The following is a 22,278-nucleotide window of genomic DNA, read 5'->3' on the forward strand; positions in this document are numbered from 1 at the left end:
CGGGGGCCTCACATCACGTACGCGTCGGAAGAACGCCGTACGCCTCAGAACCGTCGCCTCGGTCCCGTAGGTCTCGGAACCGTACGCGTCAGAACCGTACGCCTCAGACCTGCGCGCGCTCCTCGACGATCTGCACGATCTTGGCGATAGCCTCGTCGACCGGGATGCCGTTCTCCTGCGAGCCGTCGCGGTAGCGGAAGGAGACGGCACCGGCCGTCATGTCCTCATCGCCCGCGATGACCATGAAGGGCACCTTCTGCTTCTGCGCGTTGCGGATCTTCTTCTGCATGCGGTCCGAGGACCCGTCGACCTCGACGCGCAGACCGGCCGCCTTGGCCTTCTTGGCGAACTCCGCCAGGTACGGCACGTGCGCGTCGCCGATCGGGATGCCGATGGCCTGCACGGGCGCCAGCCACGCCGGGAACGCGCCCGCGTAGTGCTCCAGGAGCACCGCGAAGAAGCGCTCGATCGAACCGAACAGCGCGCGGTGGATCATGACCGGCTGCTGCTTGGAGCCGTCCGCGGCGGTGTACTCCAGGTTGAACCGCTTGGGCTGCTGGAAGTCGACCTGGATGGTGGACATCTGCCACGAGCGGCCGATGGCGTCCTTGGCCTGGACGGAGATCTTCGGGCCGTAGTACGCGGCGCCGCCCGGGTCGGGAACCAGCGGGAGGCCCTGCTTCTCGGCCGCCTGGCGCAGCGCGTCGGTGGCCTCCTCCCACTCCGCGTGCTCGCCGATGAACTTCGGGGAGTCGTCGCGGGTGGACAGCTCCAGCTCGAAGTCGTTCAGGCCGTAGTCGCGCAGCAGGTCCAGGACGAAGGTGAGCAGCGAGTCGAGCTCGCTGGCCATCTGGTCCTTGGTGCAGTAGATGTGCGAGTCGTCCTGCGTGAAGCCGCGTGCGCGGGTCAGGCCGTGCACGACACCCGACTTCTCGTAGCGGTACACCGTGCCGAACTCGAAGAGCCGCAGCGGCAGTTCGCGGTAGGAGCGGCCGCGCGCCTTGAAGATCAGGTTGTGCATGGGGCAGTTCATCGCCTTGAGGCGGTAGTTCTGCCCGTCGAACTCCAGCGGCGGGAACATCGCGTCCGCGTAGTTCGGCAGGTGCCCCGAGGTGACGAAGAGGTTTTCCTTCGAGATGTGCGGGGTGTTGACGAACTCGTAGTCCGCGTCCTCGTGGCGCTTGCGCGAGTAGGTCTCCATCTCGCGGCGGACGATGCCGCCCTTGGGGTGGAAGACCGCGAGGCCGGAGCCCAGCTCCTCCGGGATGGAGAAGAGGTCCAGCTCGGCGCCGAGCTTGCGGTGGTCGCGCTTCTCGGCCTCGACGAGGAAGTCCAGGTACGCCTTCAGCTCGTCCTTGGACGGCCAGGCGGTGCCGTAGATCCGCTGGAGCTGCGGGTTCTTCTCGCTGCCGCGCCAGTAGGCGGCAGCCGAGCGCATCAGCTTGAACGCCGGGATGTTCCGGGTCGTGGGCAGGTGAGGACCGCGGCAGAGGTCCTTCCAGCACAGCTCGCCGGTCTTGGCGTCGAGGTTGTCGTAGATCGTCAGCTCGCCGCCGCCGACCTCGGCGTCGGCACCCTCGGCGGCCTGCGCGGCGTTGCCCTTGAGACCGATGAGCTCCAGCTTGTAGGGCTCGTCGGCCAGCTCCTCGCGGGCGGCGTCGTCGCTGGTGACCCGGCGCGCGAACTTCTGTCCGCGCTTCTGGATCTCCTGCATCTTCTTCTCGATGCGCTTGATGTCCTCGGGCGTGAACGGCTCGGCGACGTCGAAGTCGTAGTAGAAGCCGTCCTTGACCGGCGGGCCGATGCCCAGCTTGGCCTCGGGGAAGAGTTCCTGCACGGCCTGTGCCATGACGTGCGCGGTGGAGTGGCGCAGGATGTTCAGGCCGTCCTCGGAGGAGATCTCGACGCCCTCGACGGTCTCGCCGTCGTTCAGCTCGTACGCGAGGTCCTTGAGCTCGCCGCCCACGCGGGCCGCGACGATGGTGCGCTCGCCGGCGAAGAGGTCGGCGGCCGTAGTGCCCGTCGTCACCACGCGCTCTTCCCGCTCGGAATCGCGTTGGATGATCACACGGACGTCTGACACCGGACTCTCCTGACTGAAGGGGACGCGCGCATCTTCTCTTGCGTACGTAATAGACGCGATCGTACCGAGCCCGGGGTCCCGTTCGCGAAACGGATAACCACGGCTCCGTCTCAGTCCCCGCTGCACGCCTCCTCGAAGAAGTCCAGGTTCTCCTGGAGCGACTTCATCAGCCGGTCCCGCTCGGCCTCGTCCACCTGCACGGGTACGACTCCGGAGGCGTCCGTGAGCCGGCGGAAGCCGCCCCGGCTCTCCAGCCGCCCGTGCACCCGTACCGGCAGTCCGACGAGATGGGCATGGCCCGCTATCCGGTACGCCTCCTCGTCGAGCGTCATGCGTACGTGCGGGACCTCGGCGCCCGCGATGACCCGCAGCCGTACGGTGCCCTCGCCGCGCGGCCCCGACCTGCGCATCCGTACCACGGCACCGGTGAGGCGCACCGGCACCGACGGCTCCTCGCGCAGATAGCGGGCGCCGGCCTCGCGCAGGACGGGCAGGTCGCCGGGCGAGAACTCGACGGGCTCGGCGGGTGTCGCACCGCCCTCGGGCACACCGGCGGCGGGCGCCCACTCGACGGCGATCCGGGCGCCCTCGGTGCCGCGGACGAGGGCCACCAGGGCCTCCATCAGCTCGTGGCTGACGCCCGCCTCGACGGCCGCGTCGAAGGCGTCCATACCGCCGGTGGCCCGCTGGTAGTCGATGGCCTCGCGGGCCGCGTACAGGGCCTGGTGCAGGCGGATGGCGAGCGGGCGCCCGGTGGCGACGGGCACGAAGGCGGTGAGCCTGCGTCCGCCGGGTTCGGCGCCGACCAGGACGTTCTCCAGGGAGGCGGAGGCGGACCTGCGGTGCCGGGCGCCGTAATAGCCCGCACGCGCGCGCGTGGCCAGCGCGCCCGCGAGCAGTATCTGGCGGGCGGCCGCGCGCAGCTGTTCCTCGACGGTCCAGGGCGCGGCGCCCACGGGCCCGGTCGGGACGTCACGCCACCAGCGGATCTCGTCGCTGGGCACGGCGAGCGCGACGAGCACGTCGCGTGCGGACGGCGAACCGCTGCGGGAGAGCGCGACGAGGGCCTCGCCGAGCAGGTCGTCGCTGTCGGGGAAGACCCGGTTCTCCGGCACCAGCAGGCTGGTGCCGCCGCCACCGGGCCCGGGTGGGGTCCACCGGCCGTATCGTCCCGGCGCGCCTCCGCGCCGCTGCCAGCCGTGCCGCTGCAGCAGGGCGCTGAGCACGGCGGGGTCGACCTGGCCGGGCGCGGGCGGTTCGTCGTACAGAGCCTCGGCCGGATGCGGCCTGACCGGTCGCAGGGCTTCGTCGATCGGGCGGTGCGTCATGGTCTGCCTCCCGTCCCGACCCGCGTCATGATCTCGCAGAGCGCCCGGTCGTCGAAGATCCGGGCTGTCGGTACTCGGACGGTGGTCCTGCGCCGGCCCGTGATGGCATGCCCGGCGAGGTTGGTCCAGTAGCAGCAGTGCCGCAGGTCGAGTCGGTCGTGACTGGCGCGCAGCCAGTCGTCCTGGGACCTGGGCACGAGCATCACGACCAGGATCTTGTGCACCGAGACCGGGGTGCGCGCGAGCTTCGCCAGGTGCTCGTTGTCGAGCGTGAAGGAGAAGGCGGGCCCCGGCGGGTTCGGCGGGATCTGATACGTGCACTTGAGCTGCACCTTGATGGTGACTTCGTCGTCGACCGTGTGCCCGGGGGCGCTGTGGCTGACGTGCCAGTCGATGCCGTTGTCGGGAAATGGCTGGGACAGCGAGCAGCCTGCTGCCGCCGCGACGGCGTGCAGATAGCCGACCTGCAACGTCTCCATGCAGGCGGTGGTGGCGAGTGTGCCGCGATGGGGTGCCGTCCGCTGGGGCAGCAGCCCGCCCCGTTCGGGCTGCGCGAGTGCCATGAGTCCAACAGCCTTCCAAACCAAGTGTTTCCCCGCGACGGGCCGCTGAACTGCAAAGACCCGTACCTCTGTTGTCTCCCCCCGGCGTACGGCGCAAACAGCCCGGGTATCACCAAACGGGCAGAAGACGGTACGTCAGCTGCCGTGGGTGAACGAGGAGTTGTGTACGTATGACGTGCTGGTACGAGGGCCCCTTGGCCGCGTTCGACACGGAGACCACGGGCGTGGACGTCGAGACCGACCGGATCGTGTCGGCCGCCGTCGTCGTCCAGGACGCCCCGGGTTCCCGTCCGCGGGTGACCCGATGGCTGGTGAACCCGGGAGTGCCGGTGCCCGCGGGGGCGACGGCGGTGCACGGGCTCACGGACGAACATCTGCAGCGCAACGGCCGCTGGCCGTCGCCGGTGATGGATGAGATAGCCCGCGAGCTGGGCGAACAGGCCGCAAGGGGCCGCCCGCTGGTGGTGATGAACGCACCATTCGATCTGACGCTTCTTGACCGGGAGTTGCGCCGCCATCGCGCCTCCTCGCTCGACCGGTGGTTCGAGGCGACGCCGCTGCGCGTGCTCGATCCCCGGGTCCTCGACAAACATCTGGACCGCTATCGCAAGGGCCGCCGCACCCTCACCGACCTGTGCGCGCACTACGACGTGGTCCTGGAGGGCGCGCACGACGCGGCGGCCGACGCGCTGGCCGCGATGGAGGTCGTACGCGCGGTGGGACGCCGTTTCGCGGCCCGCCTCGAACGGCTCACCCCGGCCGAGCTGCACACGCTGCAGGCCGTGTGGCATGCGGCACAGGCACGCGGACTGCAGGCGTGGTTCGCGCGCAGCGGCTCGGAGGAGGCGGTGGATCCGGCGTGGCCGCTGCGTCCGGATCTGCCCGCGGCAGCGGCCTGAAGGTACGGAAGAACGGTCCGTGAGCACAGAAAAACCGGTCCGTCTATGACGGACCGGCCTTCTCCGGGTGGGCGATACTGGGTTCGAACCAGTGACCTCTTCGGTGTGAACGAAGCGCTCTCCCACTGAGCTAATCGCCCGGGAACGGACTGAACAATACAGGTCCCCGCGGGTCTCGTTCAAACCGCTTCCAGGTAGGCCCTGAGTCCGCGCCGCCCCGCCCGCATCATCAGCGCGTGATTGGCGCGGAAGACGGGCCGCCCCGGCACGGCGAACCGCCGCATCAGCGGCTTGCTCACATCGACCTCCTGGTCGTACTGGGCACGGGTGCCCGGTCCGGCCGCTGTGAGCGTCCAGCGCGCCCAGCCGTCGAGGTCACCGGACATCGCGATCTCCAGGACACCGCTCGCCGGGTCGCGCCGCACCTCCCGCCCGGTGAACGTCACGTCGTACGGCAGGACCGAGCGGATCCGGATGACGCCGCTGCGTTCGTCGACAGGGATCACCTCGCGCACCTGGGGCCACCAGCGGGGGTAGTGCTCGGCCTGTTCCAGCACGACGTAGACGTCGGAGGGCGGCGCGGGCAGGTCCCACACGCTGCGGAAGCGGTAGTGGCTCCAGTCCATACACCGAGTGTGCCTGTCCGCGGTGCCGAGTGTGCCCATCCGCGGTACCGAGTGTGCCCGTCCGCGGATCTGAGTACGACCTGAGTACGCGCACTCATGCCGGCGAACGTGACCGGGACCACACTCCGGAGCATGACCCACATCCCGCCCCCGGCCGAGGAGTTGCGACTCCTCGACGCCGAGCTGCGGCAACTGGACGCACGCCGGGCCCTGTTGCTGGCGCGCCGCGCCTGGTTGGTCGCCGCCCTTCAGCCGGCCCCCGCACAGCCCGGATCCCGGGCCGTCCCCGCACGTCGGCCCGAGACCACCGCACCCGGCGTCCAGAACGTGCTCCTGCTGCTCGGCGGCATCCTGCTGACCGTGGCCGCCGTCGCGTTCACCGTCGTCAGCTGGGGGCACCTGGGGATCGCCGGGCGGGCACTGGTCCTCGGCGCGGTGACGCTGGCCGCGCTCGGTGCGCCCGTGCTCCTCCTCGGCCGCGGGCTGCGCTCGACCGCCGAGTCGGTGGCGGGGCTCGGCCTCGCACTGACGGTCCTCGACGTCTACGCGCTGCACGAGGTCGCGCTGCCGGACACCGACGGGCTCGGGTACGCGGCGATCGCGTCGGCGGTGCTGGCCGTGGTGTGGGCTGGGTACGGACTCGCCGTGGGCGCGCTGCACCGGCCGGACGGACAGCGGACGGCCGCCACCCGTGCGGGAGAGCGGACGGACACCATCGACTCCGGGGAGCGCAAGGTCACCACCGGCGTACGTCTCCCCCGGCTGCCCTTGCGACTGCCCCTGCCCACCGCCGTCGCCGCGGCCCAGCTCCCGCTGCTCCTCTGGGTGGCCGCGGCCGACGCGGGCGCCCGCACCATCACGGCCGCGCTGCTGGTGACGGCCGCGTTCGACACGCTGGTCGCGCTGCGGATCCCCGTGAAGTCCGTCCGTGTGGTCGCCGCCGTCGGCGCGTACGGCCTGGGCGGCTGGGGCACCTTTGCCGCCGGTTGGCTGTCCTGGACGGCCTCCGGCCCGAGCGCCGCCGCCCGTGCGGCGGCGCTCCTCCTCTTTGCCGCGGCGATCGCCCTGGCGGCGGCGTGGCACGCCCCGAGGGCGAACGTCGCGACCGGCCTCGCCCTGGCGAGCGGTCTCATCACCGTCGCCGCACCCGGCGGCGTCCTGCGCTCGTCGCTGCCGGACGACTGGACGGTCCCGGGTCATCTGGCGTGCGGCATCGCCCTGTTGGCCGCCGTACGCACCCGCTTGCCCGAGCCCGTGCGGCGCGGCCTCGCCTGGGCCTCCGGCTCCGTGCAGGCCGTGGCGGTGGTGTGGGCGCTGCCGCTGGTCGCCCTCGCCCTTCTGGGCCCGGTCGGCTGGGTCGAGAAGATCTGGTCCGGCGCTCCGGAGACGGCCCGGGACGCGGTGACGATCGACGTGCCCTGGCCCGCGAACGCGGCCACGGCACCCATCGTCCTCGCGCTCGTCGCCGGAGTCCTGGTGGTGACCGTCCGCGGCACGGCCTGGCGTTCACAGGCCCTGACCTGCGCGCTGACGCTGGCCTGGGCGACGGTGCTCGTCCTCCCCGCGGCTCTTGAACTCTCCTACACGGCAGGGCTGTTGGTGCAGGGCCTCGCGACGGCGGCCGCCCTGGCGTACGCCACCCGCCCGGCCCGGCCCCAGGCGCCCCCGCTCCTGCTGGCCCTCCTGACCTCCCTCGGTCTCGCGTTCCTCTCGCTGGCCTCCGAGGGCGCGACCCTCGCCGTCCTCGCCGCACTGGCCGCCCTGTTCGCGGTCGCCGCCTGGCGGCCCGGCCTCGGTCCGGTGGCGGCACCCGCCTCCCTCGCGTACGCCACCGCCCTGGCCTGCGCCGCGGGAGGTTCCCTCGGCTGGCAGCCTCAGCACACCGCGCTGCTCGTCCTCGTGGTGCCGGTCGGCGCGGCCCTCCTCGCGGCGCGCCTGAGCGACTCGTCCGTGGCCGTACCGGTGGAGGTGACGGGAGCCGTCGCGGGTCTGCTCGCCATCGCGCTCGCGGTCACCGATCCGCCGATGCTGGCCCTGGTGCTGGCACTCTGCGGCGTGATCGCCGCGGGCACGGCCGTACGGGAGGACCGACGCCACGTCGGATACGCGGCCGCCGCCCTGTTCGTCCTGGCCACCTGGGTCCGCCTGGCTGCCTGGGACGTCGGTTCCCCGGAGGCGTACACGCTTGCGGTGACCGTCCCGGCCCTGCTCGTGGGGGCGGTCAGGCGCCGGGGGGACACGCGGGCCTCGTCGTGGACGGCGTACGGACCGGGGCTGGCCGCCACGCTCGTGCCGAGCCTGTTCGCGGCGTGGGGCGACGCCCACTGGTTGCGCCCGCTGCTGCTCGGCGCGGCGGCGCTCCTTGTCACCCTCGTGGGCGCCCGCAACCGCCTCCAGGCGCCGCTCGTGCTGGGCGGCACGGTGCTCGCGCTGGACGCGCTGCACGAACTCGCCCCGTACATCGTGCAGGTGGTCGACGCGCTTCCCCGTTGGGTGCCTCCCGCACTCGCCGGTCTGCTGCTGCTCGCACTGGGTGCGACGTACGAGCAGCGGATACGCGACGCACGGCGGGTGCGGGAGGTGCTGGGGAGGATGGACTAGGCCACCATCACGAGGGCATCTTGTCGCCGAGAAGCGCCAGGTTCTCGATGGCGGCGAGGCCGTACAGCGCGGTGTCGTTCGTGTAGACCCAGTTGGCCTCGCTGCCGGGCACCAGGGTGAGCGGGCCGCTCAGCTTCTCCGTCTTCCAGGGCGAGGACTCCATGTAGCCGTCGGAGTTGTAGAACTTGCTCCACGCGCGCGTGGCGAGTTTCGCGTCGCCCGTCTGTACGGCGGCGTAGGCGTCGAGGCGTGAGTGGCCCTGGAAGAGCAGCAGAGTGCCGAAGTTGGAGCCGTAGCGGGCGGCCTGCTCCGCCTTGGTGGCGTTGAAGTAGCGGCAGTAGTCGAGGTACGCGTCCTTGAACTTGGGCATGTCGACGAGGTCGATGAGCTCCGCGCACAGTTCGCCCAGACCGAAGACCGCGGAGAGGTGCGAGACGCCGACGACGGGAGTCGTGGCGATCGCGAACTTGCCGGTGTCCAGGTCGTACAGGCCGCTGCCCTGCACAAATCCATTGGGCTGGGCGGCGATGGTCTCCATGGTCGACAGCACACGCGCCTTGGCCTTCTCCCACTTCGGCCCCTTGCGCTCCCACTCCGTGAGCCACGCCGACACGAGCCCGCTCCAGTCCGTGCCGAAGCCGATCGACAGCGCGTGCCGGTCGGGGGTGTACGGCTCGGTGCGGATCTTGCGGATCGGGTCGAGCACCAGAAACGTCTCGTCGGAGTCGACATTGGCGTGCATGAGGTCGCCGACGCGCTCGTCCGCGGTGAGGAAGTAGTAGTAGCGACGGTACGTGGTGTTGGCGATGCGCTGCTGCTTGGCGCTGTCGGCGTAGTGCTGGACGCCGTGTCTGGTGCCGAGACCCGCCCATTGGCCGAGGTGGTAGACGTCGACCTCGCCGGTGTGCCGGGTCATCGCCTCGGCGAAGCGGAAGATGTCCGAGCGGCCACTTCGTATGTACGCGAACCACAGCCAGAGGTCTGGCGACAGCTCGGAGTTGTCCCAGGCGTAGCCGCCGACGTCGTACCGCCACTGGTGCCTGACCGGGTCGTACGAGTGCATGATGTCGCCGTAGTCCCAGAAGCCGTACCAACGGCGCATCTCCACCTGGTCCTTGTAATAGGTGAAGAGGAAGTCGAGGTGGTCCTCGATCTTCGCCTTGGCGGGCGTGGAGCGGTCGGGTTCGGAGTAGAGGCCGGGGCCGAAGACCTTCGCCTTGATGAGCTGCCTGGGCGGGGCGGCGAGCTGTGGCAACACACGTACGGCGTCGACCTGTTCGGCGAGCTTCTCGGGGCTCGGCGTCGACTCGTTGGCCCAGAAGAGGAGTTCGGAGGTGCGGGCGATGCCGTACGGGGTGCCGAAGCCCGGCTCGTAGTCCTCGTAGGTGATGTTGAGGCCCTCGAGCTGCTCGGCGTACGTGTCCTGGCCCATGCCGTCGTGGTAGAAGCGCAGGTCCATGGGCTGCGCCTCGGGCGACCAGAGCCAGAGCGTGACTTCCGCCTCGTCGGTGTGGGCGTCGCGGATGTCGAGTTGCGCGGGGAACTTCTCCCAGAAGTCCCGCAGCCCGAAGGAGAATCCGCCGCTCGGCCCGCCGACGTAGCCGAAGCCCGACGCGCGCTGTCCGCCGCCGGCGCCGATCCAGCCGTACCCCTTCTTCGTGCGCTTTCGCAGCGTGAAGCCGTCTGCGGAGAGCTGGGCGAGGGTGTAGTCGCCCCATTCGGGGATGTACTGCAGCCGCGTCGTCACCCGCTGATCCCAGGTCGACGGGTCGGGCAGCTTCTCCCCCGCGAACTGGGCCGCCTGCACGGCCGCGCCCGGGTCGCGCCGCAGCCCTGTGATGCCCTTGACGGCCTCGCGCAGCAGACCGGTGCCGTCGCCGCCGATGCGGATGTGGCGGTCGTACGAGGCATCCCGCATCGGCACCGTGAAGCGGACGCCGAGACCGCGGATGAAGTCGCCGCTCGCCTTCCCCGGCTCCTGCTTCCCGTCGAAGGTGATGGTGTGCACCATGCGGAAGGAGTCGGCGCCCGCGTAGAAGTACAGCCGGATCGAGAACGGCAGCCAACTCCGGTCGCCCTTGCGGTGCTTGCCGTCGATGCGGACGACGGCACGGACCGGGCCCTCCTGCTCGACCTCGACCTCGGAGATCGCGCTCTCGAAGCGCTCGTACTTCTGAGCGCCCTGGTCCTCGTCCTCGATCTCCGGCTGGCGGATGAGCACCAGCCGGCCGTTCTTGGCGATCTCGGTCGAGCCGCGCGTCACGGACTTGACCAGCGTCGAGCCGCTCTTGCCGATCTTCGCGGTGACGACCCCGGTCGATATGTCGATGGTGCCGCCGCTCTTGTCGACGGTGACCTTCTTGCCCGGCGCGGCCGGCTCCCCCGCGGTGAGCGTGAGCTTGCCGGAGTCCGAACTCACCGCGTGCGCGGTCCACTTGAGGGAGCCGTCCGGCCAGTACGCGATCGGCCAGGACTGTACGGGCACGGCCTTGCCGTCGGCGTCCGTGAGCGCGAAGGTCTGGTCCTCCTGGTACGCGCCCTTCGGCCAGGGCACGCCGACGGTGGAGCCGGGGGCGGCGCCGAGGCCGCCGTCCTCCAGCCAGTCCAGGGTCACCGGGTCCGCGTCCGCGGCCTCGGCTCTGGGGGCGGCCTGCGCGTTCGTGACGCCGAGCGCCCAGCTGAACTGGGCGGCGGCTCCGGCGACGGCGGCCGCCTTGAGAAGGGACCTGCGGGGGATGGGAGACATGACCTTTCCTTTCCGTGCGGGAAGCTTCCGTGCGTGGTCAGGGGCATGACAGAGAGAGGTACGGCGCCGGGGGGGGCGCCGACCTGTGCGGGACGAGGGTGGGTCAGCGGCGCCGGTACCGCTCCTCCACGGCGACGGCGGCCGCCGCGACGGCCCCCAGGACGGGGACCGCCAGCGGCGCGATGAACAGGGCGGAGCAGGCCACCACGGCCAGTCCGCCGATCAGCAGGAAGGACCCGGCCGGGTCGAGAACGGTGCGGCGACCGGCGTCCGCGAGCAGCGTGCGCCAGGACGCGCCCGGCTCCCAGGCCGCCGCCGCGCGCAGTCCGGCGACGGCGAGGCCGATCAGCGCGAAGAGGCCGACGGCCCCGACGAGCGGCCCGCCCGGGATTCCGGCGCGCACGGCCTGGACGTCCACCCAGACCGCGGCCGCCGCGGCCCATCCGGCGAGCCCGGCGATCCAGCCGCCCCGGACGGCCGCCCGGAAGTCGGCGACGAACTCCCGCCAGCCGCCACCCATATGGGCGGTTCGCCGCCGCAGGTGACGCGATCCGGCGGCGAACGCGGCGGGATACGTGACGAGCGGCAGCGCGGCGACCGCGATCCACACGCCCGTCAGCAGACACTCCGCGAACAGCGCGAACCGCTCCGCGAGCACGGACTCCCGCGGCGTACCGCGTTCCTTGACACGTACCTGGCTCATCCCGCTCCTCAGCCCTTCAGGCCGGACGTGGCCATGCCGTCGATCAGGTAGCGCTGGAAGGCCAGGAAGAAGGCGAGTACGGGCAGGAGGGCGACGAGCGACATGGCGATCATGCCGCCGTAGTCGGCCACGCCTTCCTGGTCGACGAACATCTTCAGGCCGAGCGAGACCGTGTACTTGTCGGGCTCGTTGAGGTAGATCAGCGGGCCCATGAAGTCGTTCCAGGAGTTGATGAAGGTGAAGATCGCGCTGGTGATCAGTGCCGGGCGGCACAGCGGGAGCACGATCGACCAGTAGATGCGCAGATGTCCGCAGCCGTCGAGGCGCGCCGCCTCGTCGAGCTCCTTGGGCAGGTTGCGCATGAACTGCATCATCAGGAAGACGAAGAATGCCTCCGTGGCGAGGTACTTGCCGAGCAGCAGCGGCGTGTACGTGTTGATCATGTTCATGTTGCGGAACAGCACGTACTGCGGGATGAGCAGCACGTGGTACGGCAGCAGGAGCGTGCCGATCATCAGCGTGAAGAGCAGATTGCGGCCCGCGAATTTGATCTTGGCGAAGGCGTACGCCGTCAGCGAGCAGGACAGCAGGATCCCGATCACCGAGCCGACCGCGAGGAAGAGCGAGTTGAGGAAGAACGTGGAGATCGAGATGTCCGCGATGCCCTCGGTCAGGCGCGTGTAGTTGGAGGTGATCGGGGAGCCGGGGAAGAGGTCCAGGCTGCCGACGATGTCTTCGCTCTTCTTGAAGGAGCCGCCGACCACCCAGAGCACGGGGTAGAGGATGACCGCGAGGATCGCGAGGGACCCGAGATGCCAGGCGAGCGAACCGGGCAGCCTGCGGCGGAAGTTGCCCGCCTTGGTCGACTGGGCCCGAACCGGCGTGACGTCCGTGATCTGCGCGCTCATCAGGCGCCCTCCTCGTAGTGCACCCAGCGCTTCTGGGACCAGAACAGCACCGCCGTCACCAGGGCGACCGCGACAAGCAGCATCCAGGCCATGGCGGAGGCCAGGCCCATCCGGCTGTTCTCGAAGCCCTGGACGTAGAGGTAGCAGGTGTAGACCATCGAACCGTCCGCGGGCCCGCAGGCATTGCCTCCGGCGCCGCCACCGACGATGTACGCCGAGCTGAAGATCTGGAAGGAGTGGATGGTCTCCAGCAGGACGTTGAAGAAGAGGACCGGGGAGATCATCGGCAGGGTGATGTTCCAGAACCGGCGCAGCTTGCCGGCCCCGTCGACCTCGGCCGCCTCGTACAGCTCGCGCGGGACCTGCTTGAGGCCGGCGAGGAAGATGACCATGGGGGCGCCGAACTGCCAGACGGTCAGCGCCACGAGGCTGTAGATGATCAGGTCCGGGTCGCCGGTCCAACCGCCGGCGTGCACCCCGAAGAGCTTCTGCGTACGGTCGACGATCGCGTCGTCCGAAAAGATCGCCTTCCACACGATGGCGACAGAGACGCTCGCCCCGATCAGAGAGGGCGCGTAGAACGCGGCCCGGTAGAAAGCCTGTCCGCGACGCTTCTGGGCGAGGAGCAGCGCCACACCGAGGGCCGCGAGCAGCTTGAGTGGGGTACCGACGACGACGTACCACATCGTCACCTGCACCGAGTGGCGCCAGCGCGGGTCGGCGAACATCTCGGAGAAGTTGTCGAGGCCGATCCACTTGGGGGCGTCGAACAGGTTGTAGTCGGTGAACGCGAAGTAGAGCGAGGCGATCATCGGGCCCGCTGTGAGCAGCAGGAACCCGGCGATCCAGGGGGACATGAAGAGATAGCCGGCCAGGTTCTCCCGGCGGCCCCGCCGCTTGAGGGCGGCGGGGCGCCGGGGGTTCACCGGACCGTGCCGCGGCTCGGAGTCCTTGGCCAGGACGTCCGTCGCAGAGGCGTGTGTCACGGTGGTTCCCATCAGCTGCCGAGAGCCGTCTTCGACTCGGTGAAGAACTGCTTGACGGCGTCGTCCACGGACCGCTTGCCCAGGCCGAGTTCCTCGGCGATGCGCAGGAACGCGGACTCACAGATGTCCGCACCGTTCGGGTGCGGGGTGATGGGCTCCAGAACGCCCGCCGCGACGAGGGACTCCTCGTAGGCGGCGATGCCCTTGCCGACCGCGTCGGTCGGCTTGTACGCGTCGTACTGCGCCTGTGTCGCGGGCACCCCACGGTCGTAGCCCATGATCTTGGCGACCTCGGGCTCGTGCACCATGAAGTCGATGAACTGGGCGACTTCCTTGGGGTGCTGTGTGCGCTTGGAGGCGCTGAGCATCAGGGAGCCGAGGTACTGGCCCGTGTGCTTCCCGTCCGTGGTCGGGATCGGGGCAAGGCCGTACTCGCTCTTTCCCTCGGCGGAATAGCGGACCGTGAAGTTGTCCCAGGTGAACTCGCCGCCGGCGAGCTCTGCGGAGACGGCGGACTTGGGCTTGATCTGGGCGACCTTCTTCGGATCGGCGTAGACGCCCGACTCCACACCCTTCTTGGCCTTGGTCCACCACTCCTTGAGGTCCGCCTCGGTGAAGCCGAGGCCGTCCTCGGTGAAGAATGCCTTGTCGTTCTGACGCAGGTACAGGTCGTAGAGGTACATGACGCCGTACATGCCGCTGTCACCGGCACGTCCCGTCTTGTCGCGGATCTTCTTCATCGCCGCGTCGAAGTCGTCCCAGGTCCAGCCCTGCTTGGGCGTCACTCCCGCCTTGGTGTAAACGGGCTTGTCGATGACCAGGGCCATCGAGTTGGAACCAACCGGAACCCCAAGAAGCTTGCCGTCGACCTCGCCGAATTTCTCCAGGCCGGCCCGAAAGCCGTCCATGGAGAGGTTGCCCGCCTTCACCTGCTCGCTGAGATCGAGCAGCACATTCTTCGCGTCATACTTGCGCAGGAATCCAATGGCATTCTGGAAAACATCCGGCGGATTGCCGCCGGAGGCCTGCGTGTTGAACTTCTTCCAGAAGTCCAGGTAAGGCTGGAAGTCCGTTTTCACCTTGATCTTCGGGTACTTCTTCTCAAAGAGTGCGATGGTCTGGTTGATCCGCTTGGCGCGGTCGTCGGCACCCCACCAGGCGTAACGGATCGTCACCGTCCCGTCCCCCGCGCCGCTGTCGCCTCCGCAGCCCGTCGTCGCGGCCAGCCCCAGCGTGGCCAGCGATGCTCCGGCCGCCTTGAGGACCGTCCGCCTCTCGACACTCCCGTTGTTTCCCACAGTCGGGCCTCCCCGCTACGGCGTCGCCGCCTGCATGAATCGTTTCAAGTAAGCGCTTGCTGGCACAAGGTACGGAGGGCTTTGGGGCACGTCAATGATTCGGACAGGAATTGATGTGATGCGGTTCGGCTGCGCGACGGGGAGGGCGGGGGTGCGGTTCGCTCGTGGGGGCGCGACCGTGCAGGTCCGGCGGGCGTGGTCGACCTGCCGAACGGGATGCGGTAGGTCGGGGGGACGGAGGGCGGGGCCGAAAACGACTGCGGTTCCGGGGGGTTGGCGACGGTGGGGTGGGATTGAACGAAGGCGGGGGGACTGAGGGCGAGGGTGGGGTCCTCGGGTGGCGAGAGGCCTGGCGCCGCGAAGTGCTCGACGCCAGCGGGAGCCCAAGGGGCGCGAACGGCTCGACCATGGACGGGAAGTCCAGGGGCTGCGAAGTGCTCCACGCAGGCAGAAGCCCAGGGGCCGCGTACGGCTCGACCGGGACGGGAGTCCAGGGGCCGCGAAGGGCGCCTCTCGGGCTCAAGGGTCGTGCCCAGGTGGGGCGTTCACGGGTTCCGAAACCATGCACCAGAGAGCAGTTGACCAGCGACCGGGCCACCTGGATCAGTGCAGGTCGGAAGGCCGGCGGCTCAGCAACCGTCCCGGGACGCAGGGCACAGGCCGCAGTGCTCCAGCGGTGGGGAGAACCCACTGGACGCGACCCCGATGTCAACTCCAGCGCGCCCACTGGACCGACGTCCCGACCGGCTCCCAGTGGACTCAACACCCCAGGGGGTGCGGGTGGCGAGGCCCCGCCGCGTGCGGCGGAGCCGCGCAGGAACGACGAAGGCGACCCCGTCCACGCGTTTCCGTGGACATGAGTCGCCTTTCGCACACGTGGGCGATACTGGGATCGAACCAGTGACCTCTTCGGTGTGAACGAAGCGCTCTCCCGCTGAGCTAATCGCCCGGGCGCAGGAAGAACATTACCCCATGTCAGGGGGTGCCTTCGACCGGCCGAGGAGCCTCAGGGCGGTGCCTGAGCGGGCTACCTCACTCCTTGATGTTCCAGGGCATCGCGAGGCCGAACTTCCAGACGTAGACGCCGACAAGGGCCGCGACGATCACCAGGCCGACGGTCGTGAGGATGATGTTGCGACGCCGCACCTTGGGGTCGAGCGCCCGCTGAGTCGCCTCCGTGACCTTGCGCTTCGTCCAGCGGAGCACCAGCTGCGCCCAGACGAACTCGGTCGCCCAGATCGCCATGCCGCCGAAGATCACCAACCAGCCCGGCCCCGGCAGCGGAAGCATGATCACGCCCGCGGCCACCACCGCGAGCCCCACGATGAAAACACCCACCTGCCAGCTCAGGTGCAGCGCGCGGCGCGCCTTGATGAATCCCGGCGCTCGCGAACCGAGCGCTCGCTCACCCTTCGCCCCGTCATCGGCCGTGGCGACCTCGCCCGGCCCGTCACTCCCCGTATTCATACAGCCAAACCCTACCCGAGAGAAACCAGTCACCGGAATGGCCCTATCCGGCGAACGGTCTCTCGGCCGGATGAGTTACGTAAAGGCACGCAAAACACTCAGAGGGGTTTACAACGGCACCGTAGGTGGCATGTCGATTTCGCCGACGTGCGAATCCCCGAGCGCACACTGAGCGAAAGGCCCTGGCGCTTATGAACACCACGGTCAGCTGCGAGCTGCACCTGCGCCTCGTTGTGTCGAGCGAGTCCTCACTGCCTGTTCCCGCAGGACTGCGGTATGACACGGCCGATCCCTACGCCGTGCACGCCACCTTCCACACCGGAGCCGAGGAAACCGTCGAGTGGGTGTTCGCCCGCGACCTCCTCGCCGAGGGCCTGCATCGGCCCACCGGTACCGGCGACGTCCGAGTCTGGCCGTCCCGTAGCCATGGCCAGGGCGTCGTATGCATCGCCCTGAGCTCCCCGGAGGGCGAGGCCCTGCTCGAGGCCCCGGCGCGGGCCCTGGAGTCGTTCCTCAAGCGAACAGACGCTGCCGTGCCCCCCGGCACGGAACACCGGCATTTCGATCTCGACACGGAGCTCTCACACATCCTGGCCGAGAGCTAGCGAGGCACCACAGAGCCGCCCGGCGCCGTCCACTCGGGGAGACGGCTCGGGCCTAGACAACCGCATAGGGCACAACCGCATAGGGCACAAACACCGGCGCCGTCGCCGCGGAACACCGCGGAGGCGGCGTCGGCGTGCCTGCCCGGCCCGCCCGAGGCCACTTCCCCGCTCCCTCGCGACCGCTCCCGCTCCCCCGCGACCGCTCTCCGTGCCGCGAAGCCACTACCATCGGCCAGCATCGGGCGGGCGCCCGCCCGACCCCCAGGCCAGGGAGCGAAACGTGCTGATCACCCACGACATCCGGTGCGCCCTCGACGCCGTGGTGGGTCTGGTGAACACCGCGCCGGAGGACCAGACGACGGACGGGCTCGCGGATGTCGCGTCCCTCGCCGATTTCGTACGAAAGCACGAAATCAGCGATGTCGGTGTGCTGTCCGAGCACGATCTCGCGGCCGTGCGCAAGGTTCGCGACCGGTTCGCCGCGATCTTCGCCGCCGACGACCCGCGGACCGCCGCCGCGCTGATCAACGAACTGGTCGCCGCCGCGGGCACCACCCCCCGACTCACCGACCACGACGGCTACGACTGGCATGTCCACTATTTCGCGCCGGGTGCCTCCGTCGCCGACCATCTCGCGGCCGACTGCGGGATGGCTCTGGCCTTCTTCGTGGTCGCCGGGGAGCAGGAGCGGCTGCGCCGCTGCGAGGCCCCGGACTGCCGGCGTGCCTTCGTCGACCTCTCCCGCAATCGCTCCCGCCGCTACTGCGACAGCCGCACCTGCGGGAACCGCCTCCACGTGGCCGCGTACCGGGCACGCCGGAAGGAAGCCGCGGGCTGACGGACGTGTCCCCGCCATGCTCGACGCGAGGAAGTGGCGGGCTGACGGAGCCCTCGGCGGGTGACGCCAGGGGCTCCGTGTACGGCTCAGAGCAGCAGCAGGTCGTGCAGCGAAGCCATGAGCAGCAGACAGCCGATCACCGCAAGGAAGATCATCAGCGGTGGCTGGGAGAGCGCGAAGAGACAACCACGCCGCTCCTCGGACGGGGCGGCGGTGTCGCTCTGTGTTGTGTCCAGCATCTCGCGGCGATGATGACGCAGCCGACACCCCTGGCGCGATCAACACGCCCGGAAAATGCGGGAGTTCGCCAGATCATGCGACGGACACGCTCGAACGTGAACGCTTTCGCGTACTCCACGAGGCCCCGGTGAAGCCTTGTGTCGTTTCAGCTGGTCATGTGCGGGTCATATGCCGTGCTTCTTCAGGATGGCCTCGATGTCACTGAAGTCGTCCCCGGAGCCGGTGGCACGGGGCGCCGCCGCGGGGCGGGTGGCCGGGCGAGACCCCTGGACCAGCGAGGGCGCCGAGGCCGCAGGGGCCACCGCCTCGCGCTGGGCGGCGGCCTTCGCCGCCTTGCGTTCCTTCCGTGTCCCGCCGCCACGCCGCTCTATCGCCCGCGTGGTCATGAACAGCAGCCAGGCGCCGCCGAGCACGACGAAACCGGCCCACGCGGTCGGGCTGAACGCGGTGTCGGCGAGCCAGCCGACGACCCCGGTCATCACCAGGCCGACCGGCACGAGCGAGTAGGCGGCGATGCGGGCGGCCGCGAGGAAGCGCTTGCGGTAGGCCGTGACCGCGGCGATGCCCAGGCCGGCCGCGGAGACGGCGGAACAGACAGTCTCGGCAATCATCCGGTCCTCCAGGGCAGGGCTCGGTCGGGCAGGGTCGGTTCGTCCCTTCCATCCTGCACCGCCCGACGCCCGGTATGCCATGCTCCGGGCCGACCTCAGGGACATCTCCGGGTCGGCGTCCTCCCAAGGTCCCGGTTGGGGCGCCCCAGGTCCCGGTTGGGGCGCCCCCGCCGGGGCTGGGAGACTGGTCTCCATGAACGACTCCTCCTCCGCCCGCCCGGCCGCCGTCCTGGACGTCTGGTGCGAACTCCAGTGCCCCGACTGCGGCAGCGCCCTCGCCGACCTGCGCGCGCTGCGCGCCCGCTACGGCGACCGCTTGGAGCTGCGGCTGCGGCACTTCCCCCTGGAGAAGCACAAGCACGCGTTCGCCGCGGCGCAGGCCGCCGAGGAGGCCGCGGAGCAGGGCCAGGCCTGGCCGTACGTCGAGGCGGTGCTCGGCCGCGTAGCGGAGCTGGACCGTAAGGGAGAACCCTTCCTGGTGGAAGTCGCCCGTGAACTCGGTCTGGACGCCGAGGAGTTCGACACGGCCCTGATCGACGGCCGGCACATCCTGATCGTCGACGCCGACCAGGCCGAGGGCAAGGCCATCGGAGTGACCGGCACCCCGACGTACGTCATCGGCGGCGAACGCCTCGACGGCGGCAAGAGCCAGGAGGGGCTGCGCGAGCGCATCGAGGAGATCGCGGACCGGCTGCTGACCGAGCAGGAGGCATGACGCCCACGGAGGCTGCTTGCTACAGGTCCTTGTACAGATGGTGGGCCGTCGTCTCGTAGCCGAGGGACTCGTAGAGCCGCTCGGCCGGGGTGTTGCCCGAGAAGACGTTGAGACCGACGCGGTCCATCCCTGCGGCCACCGCCTGCGCTTCGGCGAGCAGCATGAGCGTACGGCCGTGGCCCCGGCCGCGGTGTGCGGCGCGGACCTCGACGTTGTAGACGAAGGCGCTTCCCGCGCGCTCCCCCAGCCACAGGTCGCCGACCGGGGTCCCTTCGTGTTCGAGGATGCTGAACAGCATGTTCTCCGTGGCCAGACCCTGCGGCAGCAACTGGTCGTGATCCCGGTGCGACTTGGCGTACGCCTCCGCTTCCGGCACCCCGCGCCGGATCCAGTCCTGGGCGAATTCCTCCCTGCCGTGCCGGTCCCAGGCCTCGTACTCGGCCTGCGTCATGGGGCGGCCGACACTCCCGGCGGGCAGCTCGGGAGGGGTGGCGCCGAGCGCCTTCTCCATCCCTCGGTTGCGCGTGACGTACCCGAGCGCCTTGGTGAGCCGGAGCCCGGCCTCGGCGTTGCCGGGGACGGTCGTCTCGATCTGCTTGCAGCCCCAGCCGCGCGCCACCTCCTCCGCGGCGAGCGCGGCCACGGTGCCCCGGCCGCGTCCGCGGTCCGGCTCCTCGATGCGAAGCTCGCGGATCTTGGCGACGGATGGTCCGAAGTGCGGATCGGTCGCGAGGTGTATCGCGCCCACGGGACGGCTGTTCACACACACTTGGTAGTGGCGCGAGAGCGTCCCGTCGGCGGCGTGCTGCAGCGGCTCGGTCGGCCGCAGGGTGGTGGTCATCAGGGGTGTTCTACCCGCTGCGGAGTCCTAGGTCAGCTGAATTTATTCAGCGATCAAGCGATCAAGCGGTCGGGACATCGCGAGATCGATCGGGCGAGCGATCAGGGATCGAGGTCGTCCCCGGCCCGCTCGTCGAAGATCCGCATCGCCTTGGCGGTCACCGGGCCCGGCGCGCCCGGGAGTTCACGGGCGTCGACCCGGTGCACGGCCTGCACGTCACGCAGCGTGGAAGTCAGGAAGACCTCGTCGGCGCGTGCCAGGACGTCCAGCGGCAGGTCGGTCTCCTTGGCGCCGGTCCACTCGACGGTCAGCGCGCGCGTGATGCCGGCGAGGCAGCCGGAAGCGACCGGTGGGGTGTGGATCTCGCCGTCGAGGACGACGAAGACATTGGACCCCGTGCCCTCGCAGAGCTGACCGACCGTGTTGGCGAACAGCGCCTCGGACGCGCCGTGTTCGCGCGCGCGGGCCAGGGCGACGACGTTCTCGGCGTACGAGGTGGTCTTGAGGCCGGTCAGCGCGCCGCGCTCGTTGCGGGTCCAGGGGACCGTGACGACGGCGGTGGAGTCGGGGCGCCGGGAGGACTCGCCGAGGGCGACGACCAAAGTCGGGCCGTGCTCGCCGCGGTCGGAGCCGAGCGGCCCGTGGCCGCCGGTGTACGTGATCCGCAGGCGGCCGAGCGGCATCGGGTTGGCGTCCATGACCGCGGCGCAGGCGCGGCGCACCTCGTCGAGGTCGGGCTCGGGCAGGCCGAGGCCACGGGCCGAGCGGGCCAGCCGGTCGAGGTGGCGGGTCAGTGCGAACGGCCGCCCCTCGACCGCCTTCACGGTCTCGAAGATGCCGTCGCCCACGGTCAGTCCGTGGTCGAAGACGGAGACGCGGGCGGTCTCGATGTCCTGCAGCCCGCCGTCGAGCCAAAGCTTCACTGGTCAATACCTCGCAAGAAAGTGCCGGATGCACCGTCCGACGTGCCTTTTCGGCCGGGGGTCCGGCCCGCGGCGGAGCCGCTATGGAATGCAGCGTCCCCCGGATGAACAGAGCAGGTCAGGGTTCCTCCGCTCACCTCGTACTCACCCGACGCTACCGCGAGCAGTCGCGCGGCCTTCAGCTCGGTCTCCCGCCACTCCCCCTCGGGGTCCGAACCCCAGGTGATGCCCGCGCCCGTCCCGAAACGCAGAACCCCTTCCTCCCGGTCGATCCAGAAGGTGCGGATACCGACGGCGAGCTGTCCGGTGCCGCGGTCGGCGTCGACCCAGCCGATGCCTCCGCAGTACGGGCCGCGGGGCGCGGTCTCCAGGGCCTCGATGATCCGCAGGGCGCTGGACTTGGGGGCGCCGGTGACCGAGCCGGGCGGGAAGGCGGCGGCGAGCAGCTCGGGCCAGCCGGCGTCGTCGCGCAGCTCGCCGTGGACCGTGGAGACGAGGTGGACCAGGCCGGGGTGCTTCTCGACGACGCACAGGTCGGGGACCGTCACGGTGCCGGTGGCGCAGACCCGGCCGATGTCGTTGCGGACGAGGTCCACGATCATCACGTTCTCGGCGTAGTCCTTCTCCAGGAGGTCCGCCTCGGTGCGTCCGGTGCCCTTGATCGGGCCGGACTCGACGATCCGGCCGTCGCGGCGCAGGAAGAGTTCGGGGGAGGCCGTGGCTATTTCCACGCCGTGCGCGGGCAGCCGGATCGTTCCTGCGTACGGCGCCGGATTGCCGCGGGCCAGCAGGGAGGTCAGCGCGTCCACGTCCGCGTCGGGTGCGATCGGCGCGGAGAGCACCCGGCAGAGGTTCGCCTGATAGACCTCGCCGGCCGCGATGTGCTCGCGGATCCGCCGTACGCCCGCGGTGTACGCGGCACGGTCGAGGGACGACTTCCAGTCATCGGGCGCCGGTCCCCGCCACCGTCCGGGCACCGGCGCGGGCACGGGCTCCTGTCGTACGTCCCGGAAGCGGGCGCAGACCAGACGTCCCTCGAAGTCGGCCGAGACAGCCCAGAAACCGGTCGAGTCCAGGGCCGCGGGGTCGCTGGTGACGTCGAGGAGACCGGTGGCGAGGAGGCCACCGAAGCGGGCGAGAGGAGGGAGGTCGAGCACGGAGTCGAGTCTATGGCGGGTGACCTGCGGGTGCCCTGACCATGTCCTTGGGCGGACAGACCGCAGCACGCTGCACAAACGCGTTTTTGTGCTGGCCCCGGAATCCGCTAGAGTTCAACACGTCGCCGGGCCGCGCAAGC

The 22,278-nt window shown here is 70.0% G+C and carries 20 protein-coding genes and 2 tRNA genes; 5 read left to right on the forward strand and 17 right to left on the reverse strand.

Annotated features, from left to right (window positions below):
- Positions 1 to 103: 103 nt before the first annotated feature.
- From thrS to AB5J53_RS09950, 3 genes are all read right to left on the reverse strand, one after another.
- On the reverse strand, positions 104 to 2,083 hold the full coding sequence (thrS, locus tag AB5J53_RS09940; RefSeq protein ID WP_369245261.1) for a threonine--tRNA ligase: 1,980 nt from the start codon (positions 2,081 to 2,083) through the stop codon (positions 104 to 106).
- Between the two features lie 110 nt (positions 2,084 to 2,193).
- Positions 2,194 to 3,411, reverse strand: a complete 1,218-nt coding sequence (locus AB5J53_RS09945) for a hypothetical protein (protein ID WP_369245262.1) — start codon at positions 3,409 to 3,411, stop codon at positions 2,194 to 2,196.
- A complete protein-coding gene (locus AB5J53_RS09950) occupies positions 3,408 to 3,974 on the reverse strand; it encodes a DUF4365 domain-containing protein (protein WP_369245263.1) in 567 nt (188 codons plus the stop codon). Before AB5J53_RS09950 ends, AB5J53_RS09945 begins: the two co-directional genes overlap by 4 nt.
- 170 nt (positions 3,975 to 4,144) lie before the next feature.
- On the opposite strand from AB5J53_RS09950, the gene AB5J53_RS09955 reads away from it, so the two are divergent.
- Positions 4,145 to 4,873, forward strand: a complete 729-nt coding sequence (locus AB5J53_RS09955; protein ID WP_369245264.1) for a 3'-5' exonuclease — start codon at positions 4,145 to 4,147, stop codon at positions 4,871 to 4,873.
- Between the two features lie 68 nt (positions 4,874 to 4,941).
- Here AB5J53_RS09955 and AB5J53_RS09960 read toward each other — a convergent pair.
- A tRNA-Val gene (locus tag AB5J53_RS09960) sits at positions 4,942 to 5,013 on the reverse strand.
- Between the two features lie 39 nt (positions 5,014 to 5,052).
- Complete coding sequence (locus AB5J53_RS09965) at positions 5,053 to 5,499, reverse strand: SRPBCC family protein (protein ID WP_369245265.1); 447 nt, start codon at positions 5,497 to 5,499, stop codon at positions 5,053 to 5,055.
- 132 nt (positions 5,500 to 5,631) lie between these two features.
- Here AB5J53_RS09965 and AB5J53_RS09970 point away from each other — a divergent pair, with 132 nt between their 5' ends.
- Positions 5,632 to 8,100 (forward strand): SCO7613 C-terminal domain-containing membrane protein, encoded by a 2,469-nt coding sequence (locus tag AB5J53_RS09970; RefSeq protein ID WP_369245266.1) that lies wholly within the window; start codon positions 5,632 to 5,634, stop codon positions 8,098 to 8,100.
- 7 nt (positions 8,101 to 8,107) lie between these two features.
- On the opposite strand, the gene AB5J53_RS09975 is transcribed toward AB5J53_RS09970, so the two are convergent.
- From AB5J53_RS09975 to AB5J53_RS10005, 7 genes are all read right to left on the reverse strand, one after another.
- Positions 8,108 to 10,846, reverse strand: a complete 2,739-nt coding sequence (locus AB5J53_RS09975; protein ID WP_369245267.1) for a Tat pathway signal sequence domain protein — start codon at positions 10,844 to 10,846, stop codon at positions 8,108 to 8,110.
- Positions 10,847 to 10,949: 103 nt separating this feature from the next.
- Entirely contained in the window at positions 10,950 to 11,549 is a 600-nt protein-coding gene (locus AB5J53_RS09980; protein WP_369245268.1) for a hypothetical protein, read from the reverse strand.
- 8 nt (positions 11,550 to 11,557) lie between these two features.
- Positions 11,558 to 12,457: a carbohydrate ABC transporter permease gene (locus tag AB5J53_RS09985; protein ID WP_369245269.1), complete on the reverse strand. Its 900-nt coding sequence runs from the start codon at positions 12,455 to 12,457 to the stop codon at positions 11,558 to 11,560.
- A complete protein-coding gene (locus tag AB5J53_RS09990; protein WP_369245270.1) occupies positions 12,457 to 13,455 on the reverse strand; it encodes a carbohydrate ABC transporter permease in 999 nt (332 codons plus the stop codon). The genes AB5J53_RS09985 and AB5J53_RS09990 overlap by 1 nt, the downstream gene beginning before the upstream one ends.
- On the reverse strand, positions 13,455 to 14,741 hold the full coding sequence (locus AB5J53_RS09995; protein ID WP_369245271.1) for an ABC transporter substrate-binding protein: 1,287 nt from the start codon (positions 14,739 to 14,741) through the stop codon (positions 13,455 to 13,457). Before AB5J53_RS09995 ends, AB5J53_RS09990 begins: the two co-directional genes overlap by 1 nt.
- A gap of 877 nt (positions 14,742 to 15,618) precedes the next feature.
- A tRNA-Val gene (locus AB5J53_RS10000) sits at positions 15,619 to 15,690 on the reverse strand.
- 83 nt (positions 15,691 to 15,773) lie between these two features.
- On the reverse strand, positions 15,774 to 16,208 hold the full coding sequence (locus AB5J53_RS10005; RefSeq protein WP_369245272.1) for a TIGR02611 family protein: 435 nt from the start codon (positions 16,206 to 16,208) through the stop codon (positions 15,774 to 15,776).
- 191 nt (positions 16,209 to 16,399) lie between these two features.
- Here AB5J53_RS10005 and AB5J53_RS10010 point away from each other — a divergent pair, with 191 nt between their 5' ends.
- Positions 16,400 to 16,813 carry an SsgA family sporulation/cell division regulator gene (locus AB5J53_RS10010; protein ID WP_003959770.1) on the forward strand — a complete coding sequence of 138 codons (414 nt, stop codon included), beginning with the start codon at positions 16,400 to 16,402 and terminating at the stop codon, positions 16,811 to 16,813.
- Between the two features lie 280 nt (positions 16,814 to 17,093).
- A complete protein-coding gene (locus tag AB5J53_RS10015; protein WP_369245273.1) occupies positions 17,094 to 17,651 on the forward strand; it encodes a CGNR zinc finger domain-containing protein in 558 nt (185 codons plus the stop codon).
- An 86-nt stretch (positions 17,652 to 17,737) separates the two neighbouring features.
- Here AB5J53_RS10015 and AB5J53_RS10020 read toward each other — a convergent pair whose 3' ends face one another.
- Entirely contained in the window at positions 17,738 to 17,890 is a 153-nt protein-coding gene (locus AB5J53_RS10020) for a hypothetical protein (RefSeq protein WP_167459210.1), read from the reverse strand.
- Between the two features lie 165 nt (positions 17,891 to 18,055).
- Positions 18,056 to 18,502 (reverse strand): hypothetical protein, encoded by a 447-nt coding sequence (locus AB5J53_RS10025; RefSeq protein ID WP_369245274.1) that lies wholly within the window; start codon positions 18,500 to 18,502, stop codon positions 18,056 to 18,058.
- Between the two features lie 193 nt (positions 18,503 to 18,695).
- On the opposite strand from AB5J53_RS10025, the gene AB5J53_RS10030 reads away from it, so the two are divergent.
- Positions 18,696 to 19,217 (forward strand): DsbA family protein, encoded by a 522-nt coding sequence (locus AB5J53_RS10030; protein ID WP_369245275.1) that lies wholly within the window; start codon positions 18,696 to 18,698, stop codon positions 19,215 to 19,217.
- A gap of 19 nt (positions 19,218 to 19,236) precedes the next feature.
- On the opposite strand, the gene AB5J53_RS10035 is transcribed toward AB5J53_RS10030, so the two are convergent.
- The 3 genes from AB5J53_RS10035 to AB5J53_RS10045 form a co-directional block, all read right to left on the reverse strand.
- Positions 19,237 to 20,058: a GNAT family N-acetyltransferase gene (locus AB5J53_RS10035; RefSeq protein ID WP_369245276.1), complete on the reverse strand. Its 822-nt coding sequence runs from the start codon at positions 20,056 to 20,058 to the stop codon at positions 19,237 to 19,239.
- A 101-nt stretch (positions 20,059 to 20,159) separates the two neighbouring features.
- Positions 20,160 to 20,981, reverse strand: coding sequence for an aminotransferase class IV (locus tag AB5J53_RS10040; RefSeq protein ID WP_369245277.1), 822 nt, complete (start codon positions 20,979 to 20,981; stop codon positions 20,160 to 20,162).
- Positions 20,978 to 22,138, reverse strand: a complete 1,161-nt coding sequence (locus tag AB5J53_RS10045; protein ID WP_369245278.1) for a chorismate-binding protein — start codon at positions 22,136 to 22,138, stop codon at positions 20,978 to 20,980. The genes AB5J53_RS10040 and AB5J53_RS10045 overlap by 4 nt, the downstream gene beginning before the upstream one ends.
- Positions 22,139 to 22,278: the final 140 nt, after the last annotated feature.

Source organism: Streptomyces sp. R41, from assembly GCF_041053055.1.
Classification (GTDB): Bacteria; Actinomycetota; Actinomycetes; order Streptomycetales; family Streptomycetaceae; genus Streptomyces.